The 18,838-nt window shown below is 70.8% G+C and carries 16 protein-coding genes and 1 pseudogene; 16 read left to right on the top strand and 1 reads right to left on the bottom strand.

What is annotated here, in order from left to right:
- Positions 1–60: 60 nt before the first annotated feature.
- Genes aceB through ACYVKZ_RS18535 form a run of 3 tightly spaced genes read left to right on the top strand, consistent with a single transcriptional unit; the run spans position 61 to position 3,852 of the window.
- A complete protein-coding gene (gene aceB, locus ACYVKZ_RS18545) occupies positions 61–1,659 on the top strand; it encodes a malate synthase A (RefSeq protein ID WP_460993697.1) in 1,599 nt (532 codons plus the stop codon).
- Positions 1,659–3,023, top strand: a complete 1,365-nt coding sequence (locus ACYVKZ_RS18540) for a DUF6986 family protein (RefSeq protein ID WP_460993696.1) — start codon at positions 1,659–1,661, stop codon at positions 3,021–3,023. The genes aceB and ACYVKZ_RS18540 overlap by 1 nt, the downstream gene beginning before the upstream one ends.
- A 16-nt stretch (positions 3,024–3,039) precedes the next feature.
- The gene (locus ACYVKZ_RS18535) at positions 3,040–3,852 is read left to right on the top strand and encodes a bifunctional allantoicase/(S)-ureidoglycine aminohydrolase (protein WP_460993695.1); all 813 of its coding nucleotides are present in this window, start codon (positions 3,040–3,042) and stop codon (positions 3,850–3,852) included.
- Between the two features lie 416 nt (positions 3,853–4,268).
- Here the strand turns inward: ACYVKZ_RS18535 and ACYVKZ_RS18530 are convergent, their stop codons facing one another.
- Complete coding sequence (locus ACYVKZ_RS18530; protein WP_460993694.1) at positions 4,269–4,574, bottom strand: hypothetical protein; 306 nt, start codon at positions 4,572–4,574, stop codon at positions 4,269–4,271.
- 169 nt (positions 4,575–4,743) lie between these two features.
- Here ACYVKZ_RS18530 and ACYVKZ_RS18525 point away from each other — a divergent pair, with 169 nt between their 5' ends.
- The 13 genes and pseudogenes from ACYVKZ_RS18525 to purM all read left to right on the top strand — a co-directional run bounded on the left by ACYVKZ_RS18525 (position 4,744) and on the right by purM (position 18,671).
- A complete protein-coding gene (locus ACYVKZ_RS18525; RefSeq protein ID WP_460993693.1) occupies positions 4,744–5,535 on the top strand; it encodes a hydroxypyruvate isomerase family protein in 792 nt (263 codons plus the stop codon).
- A gap of 25 nt (positions 5,536–5,560) precedes the next feature.
- Positions 5,561–6,454, top strand: a pseudogene (locus ACYVKZ_RS18520) (2-hydroxy-3-oxopropionate reductase); the annotation flags it as partial.
- Positions 6,455–6,595: 141 nt separating this feature from the next.
- Entirely contained in the window at positions 6,596–8,383 is a 1,788-nt protein-coding gene (gene gcl, locus ACYVKZ_RS18515; protein WP_460993692.1) for a glyoxylate carboligase, read from the top strand.
- A gap of 10 nt (positions 8,384–8,393) precedes the next feature.
- Entirely contained in the window at positions 8,394–9,539 is a 1,146-nt protein-coding gene (locus tag ACYVKZ_RS18510) for a glycerate kinase (RefSeq protein ID WP_460993691.1), read from the top strand.
- The gene (gene allB / locus ACYVKZ_RS18505; protein WP_460993690.1) at positions 9,536–10,879 is read left to right on the top strand and encodes an allantoinase AllB; all 1,344 of its coding nucleotides are present in this window, start codon (positions 9,536–9,538) and stop codon (positions 10,877–10,879) included. The genes ACYVKZ_RS18510 and allB overlap by 4 nt, the downstream gene beginning before the upstream one ends.
- A gap of 32 nt (positions 10,880–10,911) precedes the next feature.
- Positions 10,912–11,385: a thioredoxin-dependent thiol peroxidase gene (bcp, locus tag ACYVKZ_RS18500; protein WP_460993689.1), complete on the top strand. Its 474-nt coding sequence runs from the start codon at positions 10,912–10,914 to the stop codon at positions 11,383–11,385.
- Between the two features lie 437 nt (positions 11,386–11,822).
- On the top strand, positions 11,823–12,365 hold the full coding sequence (uraD, locus tag ACYVKZ_RS18495; protein ID WP_460993688.1) for a 2-oxo-4-hydroxy-4-carboxy-5-ureidoimidazoline decarboxylase: 543 nt from the start codon (positions 11,823–11,825) through the stop codon (positions 12,363–12,365).
- Complete coding sequence (gene uraH / locus ACYVKZ_RS18490) at positions 12,362–12,703, top strand: hydroxyisourate hydrolase (RefSeq protein WP_460993687.1); 342 nt, start codon at positions 12,362–12,364, stop codon at positions 12,701–12,703. The genes uraD and uraH overlap by 4 nt, the downstream gene beginning before the upstream one ends.
- Before the next feature lie 6 nt (positions 12,704–12,709).
- Complete coding sequence (gene pucL / locus ACYVKZ_RS18485; RefSeq protein WP_460993686.1) at positions 12,710–13,642, top strand: factor-independent urate hydroxylase; 933 nt, start codon at positions 12,710–12,712, stop codon at positions 13,640–13,642.
- A 239-nt stretch (positions 13,643–13,881) separates the two neighbouring features.
- A complete protein-coding gene (locus ACYVKZ_RS18480; RefSeq protein WP_460993685.1) occupies positions 13,882–15,375 on the top strand; it encodes a nucleobase:cation symporter-2 family protein in 1,494 nt (497 codons plus the stop codon).
- Between the two features lie 105 nt (positions 15,376–15,480).
- Entirely contained in the window at positions 15,481–15,897 is a 417-nt protein-coding gene (locus ACYVKZ_RS18475) for a hypothetical protein (RefSeq protein ID WP_460993684.1), read from the top strand.
- A 12-nt stretch (positions 15,898–15,909) separates the two neighbouring features.
- Complete coding sequence (gene purF, locus ACYVKZ_RS18470) at positions 15,910–17,502, top strand: amidophosphoribosyltransferase (RefSeq protein WP_460993683.1); 1,593 nt, start codon at positions 15,910–15,912, stop codon at positions 17,500–17,502.
- Positions 17,499–18,671, top strand: coding sequence for a phosphoribosylformylglycinamidine cyclo-ligase (purM, locus tag ACYVKZ_RS18465; protein WP_460993682.1), 1,173 nt, complete (start codon positions 17,499–17,501; stop codon positions 18,669–18,671). The genes purF and purM overlap by 4 nt, the downstream gene beginning before the upstream one ends.
- Positions 18,672–18,838 lie beyond the last annotated feature (167 nt).

The following is an 18,838-nucleotide window of genomic DNA, read 5'->3' as shown; positions in this document are numbered from 1 at the left end:
CCAGCAGCAGAACAACCAGGCCCCAGGGAGAAACCCGGATACCGGGAGAAGGAGGATGGCATGGCCATCACTGTGACCGACCACGCGCCCATCGCGCGCGCCGACGAGATCCTCACCGAGGAGGCCCTCGCCTTCGTCGAGGAGCTCCACCGGCGTTTCGCCGCCGAGCGCAACGCCCGGCTCGAGGCTCGCAAGGCCCGCCGGGCCGAGGCCGCGAGCACCGGCAGGCTCGACTTCCTGCCCGAGACGGCCGAGATCCGTGCCGGCGACTGGAGGGTCGCCGAGGCCCCCGCGGCGCTGCAGGACCGCCGCGTCGAGATGACCGGCCCGGCGAGCCCGGCCAAGATGGCCATCAACGCCCTCAACTCCGGTGCCAAGGTCTGGCTCGCGGACATGGAGGACGCCTCGAGCCCGCTGTGGGCCAACGTGGTCGACTCCGTCCTCAACCTGCGCGACGCCGCCACCGGCTCCCTCTCGTACACCTCCCCCGAGGGCAAGGAGTACCGCCTCCGCACCGACGCGCCGCTCGCCGTCGTCGTGACCCGCCCGCGCGGGTGGCACATGGAGGAGCGCCATGTGCTGGTCGACGGCGAGCCCGCCGTCGGCGCCCTGGTGGACTTCGGCCTGCACTTCTTCCACGTCGCCAAGGCCCTCATCGCCTCCGGCCGTGGCCCGTACTACTACCTGCCGAAGATGGAGAGCCACCTGGAGGCCCGCCTCTGGAATGACGTCTTCGTCTTCGCCCAGGACTACCTCGGCATCCCCCAGGGCACCGTCCGCGCCACCGTGCTGATCGAGACCATCCCGGCCGCGTTCGAGATGGACGAGATCCTCTACGAGCTCCGCGACCACGCCTCGGGCCTCAACGCAGGCCGCTGGGACTACCTGTTCAGCATCATCAAGTTCTTCCGCGACGCCGGCGAGAAGTTCACCCTCCCGGACCGCGCCTCGGTGGCGATGACCGCGCCGTTCATGCGCGCCTACACGGAGCTCCTCGTGCAGACCTGCCACAAGCGCGGGGCGTTCGCGATGGGCGGCATGGCCGCGTTCATCCCGAACCGCAAGGAGCCGGACATCACGGCCGCGGCGATCGAGAAGGTCCGCGCGGACAAGACCCGCGAGGCCACGGACGGCTTCGACGGCTCGTGGGTGGCCCACCCCGACCTCGTGCCGACCTGCCGCGAGGTGTTCGACTCCGTCCTCGGCGACAAGCCGAACCAGGTGGACCGCCAGCGCCCCGAGGTCTCGGTCACCGCCGACGACCTCCTCGACGTCTCCTCCGCCTCCGGTGAGGCCACCGAGGCCGGCCTGCACCTCAACCTCTACGTCGCAGTGGCCTATACGGCGGTGTGGCTCTCGGGCAACGGCGCCGTGGCGATCCACAACCTGATGGAGGACGCGGCGACCGCCGAGATCTCCCGCTCGCAGGTGTGGCAGCAGATCCACAACAAGGTCGTCCTCGCCGACACGGGCAACACCGTGACCCGCGAGCTGGTCGAGCAGATCCTCGCCGAGGAGACCGAGCGCCTCCGCGGCGAGGTGGACCCGAAGATGTTCGCCAAGTTCTACGAGCCGGCGAGCCGCCTCATCGCGGACATCTGCCTGTCCGAGGACTACACGGACTTCCTCACCACCCCGGCCTACGAGCTGGTGGGCTGATGAGCGAGCCCCGCGCGGACCTGGGCCTGACGGCCCGAGTACTCGACGACGCCGACCTCGCCCGCATCGACGCGAGCCTCGCGGACACCGACCGGCTGCTCCACGAGGGCTACCCCGGTGACTCGGGGACCCGCCAGCCCGTCCACACGGTGTACGTGCCCGCGGACCGCGTCACTGTGCAGCTCGCTGCAGAGTGGGGGGCGGCGGCGCTCGCCGCCGCGGACGAGGTCGGCGGGCTCGAGGCCCTCGCCCGCCGCGTGGGGCTCGCCCCCGACCTCGCCGCCCAGATCGCCCCCAGGGTCGAGGCCAAGCTGCGCACCGAGCCCATCGAGGACCTCCGGATCGACTTCGAGGACGGCTACCTCGCCCCCGCCAGGGCGGCGAAGGCCGGCGGCGACGCGGAGGGGACGGAGGACGCCGAGGCGGTCCGGGCGGCGAACGGCGTCGCCGACGCGCTAGCCGCGGCGGCCGGCGGCACGGGAACGGCCACGCCGTTCGTCGGCATCCGCTTCAAGTGCTTCGAGGAGCCAACGCGCCGGCGCGGCCTGCGCACGCTCGAGCTGTTCGTGGCCCGCCTCGTGGCCCGGCTCGGGACCGAGGGCCTCCCCGAGGGCCTCATCCTGACGCTGCCCAAGGTCACCACGGTCGACCAGGTGAAGGCGATGGTGTTCGCGCTCGAGCGCCTCGAGTCCTCCCTCGGACTCGCCCGGGGCCGCCTCGGCTTCGAGGTCCAGGTCGAGACGCCCCAGCTGATCATCGGTCCGGACGGCTCGCACCCGGTCGCACAGCTGCCCCACGTGGCCGACAAGCGCATCACCGCCCTGCACTACGGCACCTACGACTACTCGGCGTCGCTGCAGATCGCCGCCGCCTACCAGTCGATGGAGCACCCGGCCGCGGACTTCGCCAAGGAGGTCATGCAGCTGGCCGTCGCCGGCACGGGCATCCGCCTCTCCGACGGCTCGACCAACATCCTCCCGCTCGGGGACGCCGACCAGCGCCTGGCGGCGTGGGAGCTGCACGCGCGGCTCGTCCGCCGCTCCCTCGAGCGCGGCTACTACCAGGGCTGGGACCTCCACGCCCACCAGCTGCCCACCCGGTACATCGCCACCTATGCGTTCTACCGCGAGGGGCTCGACGCCGCCACAACCCGCCTGCGCAACTACGTGCAGCAGACGGTGGGCGCTGTCCTCGACGAACCGGCGACGGCCCGGGCGCTCGCGGCCTTCGTGCTCCGCGCCGTCCAGTGCGGGGCCGCCGGCGCCGACGAGGTCCTGGCCTCGACCGGCCTGGGAGAGCTCGAACTCACGCACCTGGCGCACCCGCGGCTGGCCGAGACGCACCCGGCCGCCGCCCCGAACTGACCCAAGGAAGGGACTCATGGGCAAGTACTACTACCCCGAAGGCGGCCTGCCGCCCCAGACGCACCTGACCACGGAGCGCGCCATCGTCACCGAGGCGTACACGGTCATCCCGAAGGGCGTCCTGACCGACATCGTCACGAGCAACCTCCCGGGCTTCACCAACACCCGCTCGTGGATCATCGCCCGGCCCATCTCAGGGTTCGCCACGACCTTCTCGCAGCTGATCGTGGAGATCGGCCCGGGTGGAGGCGCCCCGAAGGCCGAGTTCGAGGCCGGCGTCGAGGGCGTCGTATTCGTCGTCAAGGGCACCGTGAACCTCACCCTGGGCGGGGAGGTCCACGAGCTCGGCGAGGGCGGCTACGCCTACCTGGCCGCCGGCGACGCGTGGGGCCTCGAGAACGTCTCGGACGACATCGTCTCGTTCCACTGGGTCCGCAAGGCGTACGAGCGGCTCGAGGGCTACGAGGCCAAGAGCTTCGTCACCTCGGACGCCGAGGTCGCTCCCCGCGAGATGCCGGACGTGGACGGCGTGTGGAAGACGACCCGCTTCGTCGACCCCGAGGACCTCGCGCACGACATGCACGTGAACATCGTGACGTTCCAGCCCGGCGGGGTCATCCCCTTCCCCGAGACCCACGTCATGGAGCACGGCCTCTACGTCCTCTCGGGCAAGGCCATGTACCTGCTCAACAACGACTGGGTCGAGGTCGAGGCCGGCGACTTCATGTGGCTGCGCGCGTTCTGCCCCCAGGCCTGCTACGCCGGCGGCCCGGGCGAGTTCCGCTACCTCCTGTACAAGGACGTCAACCGCCAGGTGAAGCTCACCTGAGGCTCTCCTCGCACCACCCTTGAGCACGACGGCGGCCTCCGCCGCCCGTGCCCCTTGAGCGCGACGGCGCTGATCGGCCTGGCACTGAGTCGGCCGGCGCCGTCGTATCCACTCCCGGGCCCCCGGACGCTTCGAGCGACCGGGGGCCCGGTGATGCGTCAACCGCCCCTCCCCCTCCGTTCCGGGTACGCATCTCGTCGCCGATCCGGCGTTCCGGGTACGCATCTCGTCGCCGATCCGGCGTTCCGGGTACGCATCTCGTCGCCGATCCGGCGTTCCGGTCGGCGTCGTGCGTCCGCTCCGCGTACCCGGAATGCGCAAAACCCGACGAGATGCGTACCCGAGATGGGTAAAACCGGACGAGATCCGTACCCGAAACGGGTGGGGGGAGGGCGGCCCGGAGCGGGGTTGGCGGGTCAGCCGCCCCGGCCCGAGCCCTCGACGGACTCGGAGGCCCCGTCGTCGATGACGGCTGCCCTCTCGTCCTCGTCCTGGGGCGCGTCCTCCTGGTTCTGCGGCCTCCAGCTCAGGTGCACGCAGGCGCCGCCCTCCTCGGCCTCGATGCGCATGACGATGTCCTGGTCGATCAGGTGCTGGTGATCGAGGTAGCTGCGGTCGGCCTGCGCGGATTCGAGCAGCCGCTTGAGGGCGACCGCCATCGCGCGTCCCCAGTCATGCGGATCCTTGCTCGATGCGTGCTCCATTGCTCTGTACGTGACCATGTCCCCATCTTTCCCCGAGGTCGCCTCTGTTAACCAGAGCCCGAGGACTCATCCCCATCTGGTATCCAAAAGAGTTGACCGCGGTCACACTCGCGCCCTACACTTTCATTCAGAGAGAATTTATTTCCACTATCTGAAATAGAGTGGACCGATCGAGAGGGACCCGACGATGACCTACACGGTGAACTGCTCCATCCTGCTGACCGAGCTGCCCCTGCTCGAGCGCCCCGCCGCCGCGAAGGCCGCAGGCTTCGACGCCGTGGAGTTCTGGTGGCCGTTCAGCGAGGCCGTGCCGGCGGACAAGGATGTCGACGCCTTCATCTGCGCCCTCGACGACGCGGGCGTGGCGCTCTCCGGGCTGAACTTCTTCGCCGGCGACATGCCCGCCGGGGACCGGGGCCTCGTCTCGTGGAAGGGCCGCTGCGGCGAGTTCAAGGACAACATCGACGTGGTCGTCGGCATCGCCGAGCGCACCGGCACCAAGGCGTTCAACGCCCTCTACGGCAACCGCCTCGACGGCTTCACCTCCGAGGAGCAGGACGAGCTCGGCCTGAAGAACCTCGTCGCGGCCGCCCAGGGCGTCGCCAAGGTCGGCGGCACGGTCCTCCTCGAGCCGGTCTCCGGCACCCCGGCCTACCCGCTCAAGACCGCGGCCGACGCCCTCGCCGTGATCGCCAGAACCCAGGAGGCCGGCGTCGAGAACGTCAAGCTCCTCGCCGACTTCTACCACCTCGCGGTCAACGGCGACGACGTCGCCGCCGTGATCGAGGAGCACGCCAAGGACTTCGGCCACATCCAGATCGCCGACAACCCCGGCCGCGGCGCCCCCGGCACCGGCAGCCTCCCGCTCGGCGAGTGGATCAGCCGCTCCCGCGGGCTCGGCTACACCGGCTACATCGGGCTCGAGTACAAGGCGCCCCGGGCCGAGGCCTTCAGCTGGGCCATCCGCCCCGTGGCCTGACCGGCCGCCCCACCCCTTCCAGAGACTTCAGGAGAACAGCATGAGCAACGTCGCAGTCATCGGCCTCGGCATCATGGGCCTCCCCATGGCCGTCAACCTCGTCAAGGCCGGCCACGCCGTCACCGGCTACAACCGCAGCGAGGACAAGGTCAACAAGCTCGCCGCCGAGGGCGGCACGGGCGCCAAGAGCATCGCGGAGGCCGTCAAGGACGCCGAGGTCATCATCACGATGGTCCCGGACTCCCCCGACGTCGAGGGCGTCGTCAGCGGACCCGACGGCGTCTTCGCGAACGCCCCGAAGGGCGCGCTCTGGATCGACGCGTCCTCGATCCGCCCCGACGTCTCGGCACGCCTGGCCGCCGACGCCCGCGAGGCCGGCATCCGCCCCCTCGACGCCCCTGTCTCCGGCGGCGAGCAGGGCGCGATCGACGCCGTCCTGTCCATCATGGTCGGCGGCGAGAAGGCGGACTTCGATGCCGCCCTGCCGATCCTCGAGGCCGTCGGCCGGACCATCGTCCACGTCGGCCCCTCCGGCTCCGGCCAGACCGTCAAGGCCGCGAACCAGCTCATCGTCGCCGTGAACATCCAGGCCCTCTCCGAGGCCGTCGTGTTCCTCGAGGCCTACGGCGTGGACACCGACGCCGCGCTCAAGGTCCTCGGCGGCGGTCTGGCCGGCTCGAAGGTCCTGGACCAGAAGGGCCAGAAGATGCTGGACCGCAACTTCGACCCCGGATTCCGCCTGGCCCTGCACAACAAGGACCTCGGCATCGTCACCTCCGCCGCCCGCGAGGCCGGCGTGGTGGTCCCGCTCGGCGCGGCGGTCGCCCAGCTCGTCTCGGCCCTCGTGGCCCGCGGCGACGGCGGCCTCGACCACTCGGGCCTCTTCAAGCTCACCGCCGAGCTCTCCGGCAAGAGCTGACCGCCGACGGCGACCACTCGCCGTCGTGCGCCCCGCACCAGCGGCGCGCACCCACAGACAGCCGGCCCCGGGCGCGCAACCTCGGGGCCGGCCCCTTTCCCCGCCTCTTCCACCCCACCTCACCACCAAGGAGCTTCCGACATGGCAAAGATGCGCACTGTCGACGCGATCGTGGCCATCCTCGAGAAGGAGGGCGCCACCGAGGCCTTCGGCCTGCCCGGCGCCGCGATCAACCCCCTCTACTCGGCCATGAAGGCCCACGGCGGCATCCGCCACACCCTCGCCCGCCACGTCGAGGGCGCCTCCCACATGGCGGACGGCTACTCCCGGGCCAAGGCGGGCAACATCGGGATCTGCCTGGGCACCTCGGGCCCCGCGGGCACCGACATGATCACGGGCCTCTATGCCGCGCAGGCCGACTCGATCCCGATGCTGTGCTTCACGGGCCAGGCTCCCGTGGCCAAGCTGCACAAGGAGGACTTCCAGGCCGTGGACATCGAGTCCATCGCCAAGCCCCTGACCAAGATGGCCATGACCATCCTCGAGCCCGGGCAGGTCCCCGGCGCGGTGCAGAAGGCGTTCCAGCTCATGCGCACCGGCCGCCCCGGCCCCGTGCTCCTGGACCTGCCGTTCGACGTGCAGATGGCCCAGATCGAGTTCGACATCGACGCCTACGAGCCGCTCCCCGTGCAGAAGCCCCGCGCCACCCGGAAGCAGGCCGAGAAGGCGCTCGACATGCTCACGGCCGCCCAGAAGCCTCTCATCGTGGCCGGCGGCGGCATCATCAATGCCGACGCCGCCCCGGAGCTCGTGGAGCTCGCCGAGACCCTCAACGTGCCCGTGGTGCCCACGCTCATGGGCTGGGGCGCGATCCCGGACGACCACCGCCTCATGGCCGGCATGGTGGGCCTGCAGACCTCCCACAAGTACGGGAACGCGACGTTCCTCGAGTCCGACTTCGTGATCGGCATCGGCAACCGCTGGGCCAACCGCCACACGGGCTCGGTGGAGAAGTACACGGCAGGGCGCACGTTCGTGCACGTGGACATCGAGCCCACCCAGATCGGCCGCGTGTTCTCCCCCGACTTCGGCATCGTCTCCGACGCGGGCGCCTTCCTCGAGGAGATCCTCGAGGTGGCCCGCGAGCGCAAGGCCGCCGGCTCGCTGCCGGACTACAGCGCCTGGGCCGCCTCGGCGCAGGACAAGCGCGGCCGGATGCAGCGCAAGACCCACTACGACAACGTGCCGATGAAGCCGTTCCGCGTCTACGAGGAGATGAACCGCGCCTTCGGCCCGGACACGACCTACGTGACCACGATCGGCCTGTCCCAGATCGCCGGCGCCCAGATGCTGCACGTGTTCGGCGCCCGCAAGTGGATCAACGCCGGCCAGGCGGGCCCTCTGGGCTGGACCGGCCCGGCCGCCCTCGGCGTGGTGCGCGGCAAGCCCGGCGAGACCGTGGTGGCCCTCTCGGGCGACTACGACTTCCAGTTCATGATCGAGGAGCTCGCCGTCGGCGCGCAGTTCCAGCTGCCGTACATCCACGTGGTCGTGAACAACTCCTACCTGGGCCTCATCCGCCAGTCCCAGCGCGGCTTCGAGATGGACTACCACGTCTCCCTCGCGTTCGAGAACATCAACTCCGAGGATGCGGGAACCGCGGCCGGCTACGGCGTGGACCACATCAAGGTGGCCGAGGGCCTGGGCTGCAAGGCCATCCGGGTCGAGCACCCGGACGATCTGGGCCCCGCCTTCGAGAAGGCCCGCGCCCTCATGGCCGAGTACAAGGTCCCCGTGGTGGTCGAGGCGATCCTCGAGCGCGTGACCAACATCGCCATGGGCACGGAGCTGGACAACGTGGTGGAGTTCGAGGACCTCGCCGAGCGGCACGAGGACGCCCCGACCGCCATCGTGGCACTGCTGGACTGAGGCAGGACCGATGAAGATCGTCCTCGCCCCCGACAAGTTCAAGGGCTCCCTCACCGCCACCGAGGTGGCCGAGGCGCTCGCGGAGGGCATCGCCGAGGTGCTTCCGGAGGCCGAGCTCGTCCTGGTCCCCGTGGCTGACGGCGGCGAGGGCACCGTGACGGCGGCGCTCGGCGCGGGCTTCACCCCGCGCCGGGCGGCCGTGGCCGGACCCACGGGTGCCACGCTCACGGCGGAGTTCGCCGTGTCCGGCACCCGGGCGGTCATCGAGATGGCGGCCGCGTCCGGCCTCGACGTCCTCCCGGGCGGCGCCAAGGACGCCCGGGGCGCGACGAGCCTCGGCACGGGCCAGCTCATCCGCGCGGCCCTCGACGCCGGCTGCCGGGACATCGTGCTCGGCGTCGGCGGCAGCGCCTGCACCGACGGCGGGGCGGGCATGCTCGCCGGCCTCGGCGCGCGCTTCACGGACGACGCCGGCGCGGACCTCCCGCTCGGCGGCGCGGCCCTCGCGCGGATCGCCGCGGCGGACCTGTCGGACCTGGACACGCGCCTCGACCGGGCGCACCTGACCCTTGCGGCCGACGTCGACAATCCCCTCACGGGACCCCGCGGCGCCGCCGCGGTGTTCGGCCCGCAGAAGGGGGCCTCGCCGTCGGACGTCGAGGAGCTCGACGCCGCCCTCGAGACGTTCGCCGCCGTCCTGGGGGCGGCGATGGGGCCGGCCGCCGCGGCAGCGAAGGACCTGCCCGGCGCGGGCGCGGCCGGCGGCGTCGGCTATGCGGCCCTCGCCCTGGGCGCGAGGCGGCGGCGCGGGATCGACGTCGTGGTCGAGTTCACGGGCCTGCGAGGCAAGCTCGCGGGGGCCGACCTCGTGGTGACCGGCGAGGGCAGCCTCGATGCCCAGAGCCTGTCCGGGAAGGCGCCGGTGGGCGTCGCGGCCGAGGCCCGGGCGCTGGGCGTGCCGGTGGTGGCGGTGTGCGGCCGCAGCCAGCTCCCGGATCCCGCCGCGGCCGGCTTCGACGCCGTGCACGCGCTCACGGACCTCGAGCCGGACGTCGAGGCGTGCATCCGCGGGGCGCGCAGCCTCGTGCGGCAGGTCGGGATCGATCTGGCCGCATCTATCGTTGGAGACAAGAGCGGAAGGGAACCTGTGCGGTGACTGATATCGAATACGACCTCGTGGTCCGCGGGCAGCGGGTCCTCACGGACGAGGGCATCCACCCCCGCGAGGTGGGCATCTCCGGCGGCCGGATCGCCGCCGTCGAGCCCCTCGGGGCAGGGCTTGCCGGCCGGGAGGTCGTCGAGCTGGCCGAGGACGAGACCCTCATCCCCGGGCTCGTCGACTCCCACGTGCACGTCAACGAGCCCGGCCGCACGGAGTGGGAAGGCTTCGCCTCCGCCACCAAGGCCGCGGCCGCGGGCGGCGTCACGACCATCATCGACATGCCGCTGAACTCGATCCCGCCCACCGTCAGCGTGGACGCGCTCAACGTCAAGCGCCGCTCGGCCGAGACGCAGTCGTTCGTGGACGTCGGCTTCTGGGGCGGGGCGATCCCGGGCAACACCGGGGACCTGCGCCCGCTCCACGAGGAGGGCGTGTTCGGCTTCAAGTGCTTCCTCCTCCACTCCGGCGTGGACGAGTTCCCGCACCTGGAGATCGACGAGCTCGAGAAGGACCTCGCCGAGATCGCCTCGTTCGACGGGCTCATGATCGTCCACGCCGAGGACTCCCAGTCGATCGACCACGCCCCCGCCGCCGAGGGCGCCGTCTACGAGCGCTTCCTGCACTCGCGTCCCCGCGGGGCCGAGAACGTCGCGATCGCCGCGGTCATCGAGCGGGCACGCTGGACCGGGGCACGGGCCCACATCCTGCACCTGTCGTCCTCCGACGCCCTCGCGATGATCGCCAGCGCCAAGCGCGACGGCGTGAAGCTCACCGTGGAGACCTGCCCGCACTACCTGACGCTGCTCGCGGAGGACATCCCAGACGGCGCCACGGCGTTCAAGTGCTGCCCTCCGATCCGCGAGGCCTCCAACCGGGAGCTGCTGTGGAAGGGCCTCGAGGACGGCGTCATCGACTGCATCGTCTCGGACCACTCCCCCTCCACCGTGGACCTCAAGGACCCCGAGCACGGCGACTTCGGCGTGGCCTGGGGCGGGGTCGCCTCGCTCCAGCTCGGGCTGCCGCTCATCTGGAACGAGGCGAGGCAGCGCGGCATCCCGCTCGAGCGCGTTGTCGAGTGGATGGGCCGCAGGCCGGCCGAACTGGCCCGGCTGGAGCGCAAGGGCCACCTCGCGCCGGGCTTCGACGCGGACCTTGCCGTGTTCGCCGCGGAGGAGACGTTCGTCGTCGACGCGGAGAAGCTGCATCACAAGAACCACATCACGCCGTACCAGGGCAAGTCCCTCTCCGGCGTGGTCCGGCGCACGTTCGTGCGCGGCACCGAGGTGGACTTCAGCGAGCCCCAGGGCCAGCTGCTCCGCCGCGGCTCCGCGTGAGACGGCGCGCCGATCTGCCTACAGGAGGAACCATGACAGCACCGACGAAGCTCAGCGCGGGGCAGCAGGCCCCCGCGTTCACCCTGCCCGACGCCACCGGCACGCCGGTCTCGCTCGAGGACTACCGCGGCGGCCGCGTCGTCGTGTACTTCTACCCCAAGGCGGCCACCCCCGGATGCACCACCGAGGCGTGCGACTTCCGGGACAGCCTCGATGCGCTGAACGCCGGAGGGGTCAAGGTCATCGGCATCTCGCCTGATCCCGTCGAGGACATCGCGAAGTTCACCGAGGACTATTCGCTCACCTTCCCGCTCCTCGCGGACGACGGCGCGGCCGTCGCCAGGGCATGGGGGGCGTGGGGGGAGAAGATCGTCAGCGGCGAGGTCCGCGAGGGAATCCTCCGGTCCACGGCCGTGGTGTCCCCCGGCGGCGAGATCGAGTCCGTCGACTACAACGTGCAGGCCGACGGCCACGTGGCCGCGCTGCGCACCCGCCTCGGCCTCTGAGCCAGAGGACCACGCGGGCGCTGAGCCACTGAACCGCGCAGGAGGGCCCCGGACCGGCAGCAGCTGGTCCGGGGCCCTCCCGCGTCCCGCCCCGTCCCCTCCGCCGAGGTCACCCCGTCGAGGCGCGAGGTCACCCCGCAGGCCTGGACGTCATCAGCGAGTGTGCGGCTGATGCGGGTCCTGTCGCTCAGCACCCGTACGGACCGCACACTCGTGGCGGCCTGGTCGCCGGTTCCGGGGGACGACGGCGGTGTCCGGCAGCGGCGGCCCGCCCCCGCTGTGGCAGAATTCTGTATCCCAGATCACCCCGACGTGTTGACAGTCACATCGTCCATAGGCGAGAATAATTGCACATGCTGAAATAACAGTTCCACGATGCGAAACCTAAGAAACCGACGTTCCGCATAGCCGTCACCGTGGATGCCAGCATTGAGCAGTTGAGGACCCGACAAGCCATGTTGCTTGAACAGTTCAATGCCGCCCCCGCCCCCGAGGCACGAGAGCTCCTGAAGCCCTGCCTCGACATCGACCGCTGGGTCGAGGAGATCACCGAAGCGCGCCCGTTCGCGGGCCTCGGGGAGCTCCTGGCAGCAGCGCGCCGCGCGGCGGACCCCTTCACCCCCGAGGAGCTGGAGGGCGCACTGTCCCACCACCCCCGCATCGGGGAGCGGGCGTCCGGCGCGTCGGCCGAGGCGTCGATGTCGCGCAGCGAGCAGGCCGGCGTCGACCCCGGCGACCAGACCGTCGCCGCGGCCTTGGCGGAGGGGAACCGGGCCTACGAGGAGAAGTTCGGCCGGGTCTTCCTGATCCGCGCCGCCGGCCGCAGTGCCGAAGAGATGCTCTCCGCCCTCCGGGAACGCCTGGGCCACACGCCCGAGCAGGAGGAGCCCATCGTCGCCGGGCAGCTCCGCGAGATCGCGGTCCTGCGCCTTCAGCAGAGCGTGCAGGAGAGCGCGTCCCGAGAGGAGCTGAGCGCGTGAGCGTCTCACATGTGACCACCCACATTCTGGATACCGCTGCCGGGAAGCCGGCCGCAGGTGTCGCCGTCGAACTCTACGCCCGCGACGGCGAGGCATGGTCCCAGATTGGAGCGGGCATCACCGATGCTGACGGGCGGGTGAAAGAGCTTGGCCCCGAGCGGCTGGACAGCGGCGAGTACCGCCTCACGTTCGCCACGGGCGCCTACTTCGCCGGCATCGGGCAGGACACCTTCTTCCCGGAGGTATCGCTGGCCTTCACGGTCAGCGCGGCCGAGGCGCACTACCACGTGCCGCTTCTGCTGAGTCCTTTCGCCTTTTCCACGTACCGAGGGAGCTAAGTACCTATGAGCACCGAGAACACCAAGATCGTCCTGGGCAAGAACCAGTACGGCAAGGCCGAGGTCCGCGTCGTCAAGATCACCCGCGACAGCGACCGCCACGAGATCGAGGACCTCAGCGTCACCTCGCAGCTGCGCGGCGACTTCGAGGCCGCCCACCTCGACGGCGACAACGGCCACGTGGTCCCGACGGACACCCAGAAGAACACCGTCTACGGTCTCGCCCGCGAGGGCGTCGGCTCGCCCGAACAGTTCCTCATCCGCCTCGCGAACCACTTCACGTCCGAGTTCGGCTGGGTGACGGGCGGCCGCTGGGAGGCCGAGCAGTACGCCTGGGAGCGCATCTCCGCCCCGGGCCAGGGCAAGGCCGAGGGCCATGACCACTCGTTCGTCCGCAAGGGCCAGGAGGTCCGCAACGCGGTCGTCGTGAAGGACGGAGACGCCATCCAGGTGATCTCCGGCCTCAACGACCTCACGGTCCTCAAGTCCACGCAGTCGGGCTTCGTGGGCTACCCGAAGGACCGCTTCACCACCCTCGCGGAGACCACGGAGCGCATCCTCGCCACCGACGTCTCGGCCAGGTGGCGCTACAACCCGGAGGCGGTCGCCAACGGCTCGGTGGACTTCAACAAGTCCTACGACGACGTCAAGGCGCTCCTGCTCGAGGGCTTCACCGAGGGCTACTCGTACGCCCTCCAGCAGACGCTCTTCCAGATGGCCCAGAAGGTCCTGGACGCGCACGCCGAGATCGAGGAGATCCGCTTCTCGACCCCGAACAAGCACCACTTCCTCGTCGACCTGACCCCGTTCGGCCTGGACAACCCCAACGAGGTCTTCTACGCGGCCGACCGCCCGTACGGCCTCATCGAGGCCAACTTCCAGCGGGAGTCGATCTCGTCGGACAACGACGCCTGGGACGGCATCACCGGCTTCTGCTGAGCCGGGCGGCGCCAATCGGCACCAGCCTCCCACCCACGGCGGGAAGGACGACGGCGGTGAACTCCGGCCGCCGTCGTCCTCCCTCCGACTCGCCTCATCCGAGGCGGGACCGTCCCCGCGAGGGGGCCACAGACTGCCACGGGCGGCCCCGCACTCCCTGGGCCGGCCGCCCGCGGCACACCACCCCACCCCAAGAGAAGTTGCGCACTCGGAATATCCAGCTGACAAGGAGGTCCGCTATGTCCCGAAATCAAGCGCCCGCACCCGGCCATCACAGCGCCGAGGCGGCACGCCCAGAAGACCAGAAGCTGCCCATCGGCACCGCCTTCGCCTACGGCTTCCAGCACGTCCTGACGATGTACGGCGGCATCATCGCCCCGCCGCTCATCATCGGCTCCGCCGCGGGCCTGAAGGGGCCTGACCTCGCCCTCCTCATCACGGCCTGCCTCTTCATCGGCGGCCTCGCGACGCTCCTGCAGACGCTCGGGATCAAGTGGTTCGGCTCGCAGCTGCCGCTCGTCCAGGGGACCTCGTTCGCCTCGGTGGCCACGCTGCTGGCGATCGTCAGCGGGGGCGGCGGGCTCCCCGCGGTCTTCGGCTCGGTCATGGCCGCCTCGGTGATCGGCCTCATCGTCGCCCCGTTCTTCGCCCAGATCATCCACTTCTTCCCGCCGGTGGTGACCGGCGTGGTGATCACCACGATCGGGCTCTCGCTGGTCCCGGTCGCGGCGGGCTGGGCCCTCGGCGGCAACGCCAAGGCCCCCGACTACGGCAGCATGGCCAACATCGGCCTCATGGCCCTCACCCTCGTGATCATCATGCTGCTGAGCAAGCTCGGCAGCGGCGCGATCTCCCGCCTGTCGATCCTGCTCGCGATCGTCATCGGGACCGTCATCGCGGCGATCCTCGGCAAGGCCGACTTCTCCCAGGTGGCCAACGGTCCGATCTTCGCCTTCCCGGACCCCTTCCACTTCGGCCTGCCGACCTTCCCGCCAGCAGGGATCATCTCGATGGTGATCGTGGTCCTCGTCATCCTCACCGAGACCACGGCGGACATCCTCGCCGTCGCCGAGGTCACCGGGGCCACCGTCGACTCGAAGCGCATCGCCAACGGCCTCCGCGCCGACATGCTCTCCTCCGCCGTGTCGCCGGTCTTCAACGGCTTCACCCAGAGCGCGTTCGCCCAGAACGTCGGCCTCGTGGCCGTGACCGGCATCAAGAGCCGCTTCGCGGTGGCGGCCGGCGGCGGCGTCCTGATGATCCTGGGCCTCCTGCCGGTCCTCGGCCGCGTCGTCGCCGCGATCCCGATGCCCGTCCTCGGCGGCGCCGGCATCGTCCTCTTCGGCACCGTGGCGGCCTCCGGCATCCGGACGCTCTCGAAGGTCGACTACCGGGACAACATGAACCTGATCATCGTGGCGACCTCGATCGGCTTCGGCCTCATCCCCGTGGTGAACCCGACGTTCTACGCGAGCTTCCCCTCGTGGTTCCAGGTCATCTTCGACTCGGGCATCTCCTCCGCGGCGATCATGGCGGTCCTGCTGAACATCATCTTCAACGTGATCAAGCGGGGCACCCCGCACGATCCGTCGGTGTTCGCCGCCGCCCCGACCCGCATGATCCCGGTCCAGGTCCTCGACTGCCTCGAGGAGGGCGACCGCTGCGAGAACGGCAAGGTCCTCGACAAGCACGGCAACGAGCTGCCCGTGAAGGAGACCAACGGGGCCCACTGACCCCGACCCGAGGCTCGCACACCCTCCCCGCGCCGCCCCGCCACCGCCATCCGCCGGTGACGGGGCGGCGTCGTGCGCGGGGGCGGCGGCCGATAGGCTTGTCCCATGCCCTCCCAGCGCCACATCAGCGTCCGCCGCGCCCCCAAGTACGTGCCGTTCCTCGTGGCCGGCGGCCTGCTCGGGGTCATCGCCGCCGCGGTGACCTCCTTCGCGGAGCCCGCGCCGCAGAACTACACGCAGGGCTCGGTGTTCGGCTACTTCATGGTCCTCTTCGCCGCCGGCGGCGTGCTCCTGGGCGGTCTCGCGGCCCTGATCCTCGACCGCGTCTCGCTGCGCCGGGCCGAGCGCGCGACCCTCGAGGAGGTCGAGGAGCCCACGGAGGCGCCTCCGGCGCCCGCTGCCGAGGGTTCCCCGGCGCACGACGGCGACCACTCGCCGTCGTCCGCCGACGCTCCCGCGGCGCCCGGCACGTCATCCACCGGCGAGGACGGTCCCGAGGCCGGCGCCACTCCGGCTCCGTGAGACAATCGACCAGTGGTACGTGGTGACGGACTCCTCTCTCTCGACTTAGACACAGACGACAAAGGTCCCAAGGACGCCTGTGGCGTCTTCGGGGTGTGGGCACCCGGCGAAGAAGTCGCCAAGCTCACCTATTACGGGCTGTATGCGCTCCAGCACCGCGGGCAGGAATCCGCGGGCATCGCGACGAGCGACGGCTCCCGGATCAACGTGTACAAGGACATGGGCCTCGTCTCCCAGGTGTTCGACGAGTCCACGCTCAACACACTCACGGGCCACCTCGCCGTCGGCCACTGCCGCTACTCGACGACCGGTGCGAGCCACTGGGCCAACGCCCAGCCCACGCTCGGCGCGACCGCGAACGGTACCGTGGCCCTCGCCCACAACGGCAACCTGACCAACACCGCCGACCTGCGGGACATGCTCGAGGAGCTCACCGGGGGCGAGCTCACCGGCGAGATGAAGCAGGGCAACACCTCGGACACGGCCCTCGTCACCGCGCTCCTGCAGGGCCAGAAGGGCCAGACCCTCGAGCAGACGGCCGTCGAGCTGCTGCCGAAGATCCGCGGCGGATTCTGCTTCGTGTTCATGGACGAGGGCACGCTCTACGCCGCGCGAGACACCTACGGCGTCCGCCCGCTGTGCCTGGGCCGGCTCGAGCGCGGCTGGGTGGTCGCCTCCGAGCAGTCCGCCCTCGCCACGGTCGGCGCGAGCTTCATCCGCGAGATCGAGCCCGGCGAGTTCATCGCCATCGACGAGAAGGGCGTCCGCTCCCAGCGCTTCGGCGCGGCCACCCCCGCGGGCTGCGTCTTCGAGTACGTGTACCTCGCCCGCCCGGACGCCTCGATCGCGGGCCGCTCGGTCTACGAGTCCCGCGTCGAGATGGGCCGCCAGCTGGCGCGCGAGAACACGCACGAGGCGGACATCGTGATCCCGGTCCCCGAGTCGGGCACCCCGGCCGCGGTCGGGTACGCCGAAGAGTCCGGCATCCCGTTCGCGCACGGCTTCGTCAAGAACTCCTACGTGGGCCGTACCTTCATCCAGCCGTCCCAGACGCTGCGCCAGCTTGGCATCCGGCTCAAGCTCAACGCGCTCGAATCCGTGATCCGGGGCAAGCGCGTGGTCGTGGTGGACGACTCGATCGTGCGCGGCAACACGCAGCGGGCGATCGTGCGCATGCTGCGCGAGGCCGGGGCCAAGGAGGTCCACATCAAGATCTCGTCGCCGCCGGTGAAGTGGCCGTGCTTCTACGGGATCGACTTCGCCTCGCGCGCCGAGCTCATCGCCAACGGTGCGACCATCGAGGAGATCTCCCAGGCCATCGGCGCGGACTCCCTCGGGTACATCTCCGAGGACGGCATGATCGCGGCCACGCACCAGCCGCGCGAGCGCCTGTGCACCGCCTGCTTCACGGGCACGTACCCGATCGAGCTGCCGAGCGCCGACAGGCTCGGAAAGAACCTCCTCGAGCGCGAGACCGCCGGGGCCACCGCGGACGGCGCCACTGCCGACCCCGCCGAACGCCCCGGCGCCGCCGGCTGCGACCCGGGCCCCGGATCCGAACTCGAGTCCCTGCTGACCCCGGCCGACAGGAATGAAACCGCATGAGCGCCAGCACCCCTGAGCAGTCCCAGCCCGCACCGGGCGCCACCGGCATCACGTATGCCGCCGCCGGTGTCGACGTCGAGGCCGGGGACCGCGCCGTCGAGCTCATGAAGGACGCCGTCAAGGCCACGCACACCGACTCGGTGCTCGGCGGCGTCGGCGGCTTCGCGGGCCTGTTCGACGTCTCGCGGCTGCTCACCTACCGCCGGCCGCTCCTGGCGACCTCGACCGACGGCGTCGGGACCAAGGTCGCGATCGCGCAGGCCATGGACGTGCACGACACGATCGGCTTCGACCTCGTGGGCATGGTCGTGGACGACATCGTCGTGGTCGGCGCCGAGCCGCTGTACATGACCGACTACATCGCGTGCGGCAAGGTCGTCCCCGAGCGCATCGCGGACATCGTGCGCGGCATCGCGGCGGCCTGCTCCGTGGCGGGGACCGCCCTCGTGGGCGGCGAGACCGCCGAGCACCCGGGCCTGCTGGGCGAGAACGAGTACGACGTCGCGGGCGCGGCCACCGGCGTCGTCGAGGCGGACGCCCTGCTCGGCCCCGACCGGGTGCGCGCGGGCGACGTCGTCATCGGCATGGCATCCTCGGGCATCCACTCGAACGGCTACTCCCTCGTGCGGCGGGTCATCAACCACGCCGGCTGGGCGCTCGACCGGCAGGTCTCCGAGCTCGGCCGGACGCTCGGCGAGGAACTGCTCGAGCCGACCCGCGTGTACGCCGCCGACTGCCTCGACCTCGTGCGGCAGCTCAACGGTACGGCCGGCGGCGAGGAGCTCGCGCTGCGCGGCTTCTCCCACGTCACCGGCGGCGGCCTGGCCGCCAACCTCGCCCGCGTGCTGCCGAAGGGCCTCCTCGCGACCGTGGACCGCTCCACGTGGGAGCTCCCGGCGATCTTCAAGCTCGTCGCCGAGCTCGGCGGCGTGCCGCAGCCCGACCTCGAGCGGACGCTGAACCTCGGCGTGGGCATGGTCGCGATCGTCGCCCCCGACGCCGCCGACGCCGCGCTGGCGCGCCTCGCCGAGCGCGGGCTCCCCTCGTGGGTCATGGGCCAGGTCTCGGACGACGACGCGTCCCTTGCCCAGGCGGGCGGTCCCGACTACGTCCAGGGCGCCAAGGGAGTGGACGGCGGCGCCGTCCGCCTCGTCAACGCCTACGCCTGACCCGGAGCCTCCCCCGCACCCCTCCCCCGGTTTCGGGTACGCATCTCGCCGCTCTTTCGGCGTTTCGGGTACGACAGCTCGTACCTGAAACACCGTTTTGCCGACGCGATGCGTAGCCGAAACGGAAGGGCTAAGGGGGCCGAGCGGTGCGGCGGGGTGGCCGAGGT

The organism is Sinomonas soli, from assembly GCF_054782415.1.
Note: the sequence above shows the minus strand (reverse complement) of the source record. Positions and strands in the feature narration are given on the sequence as shown.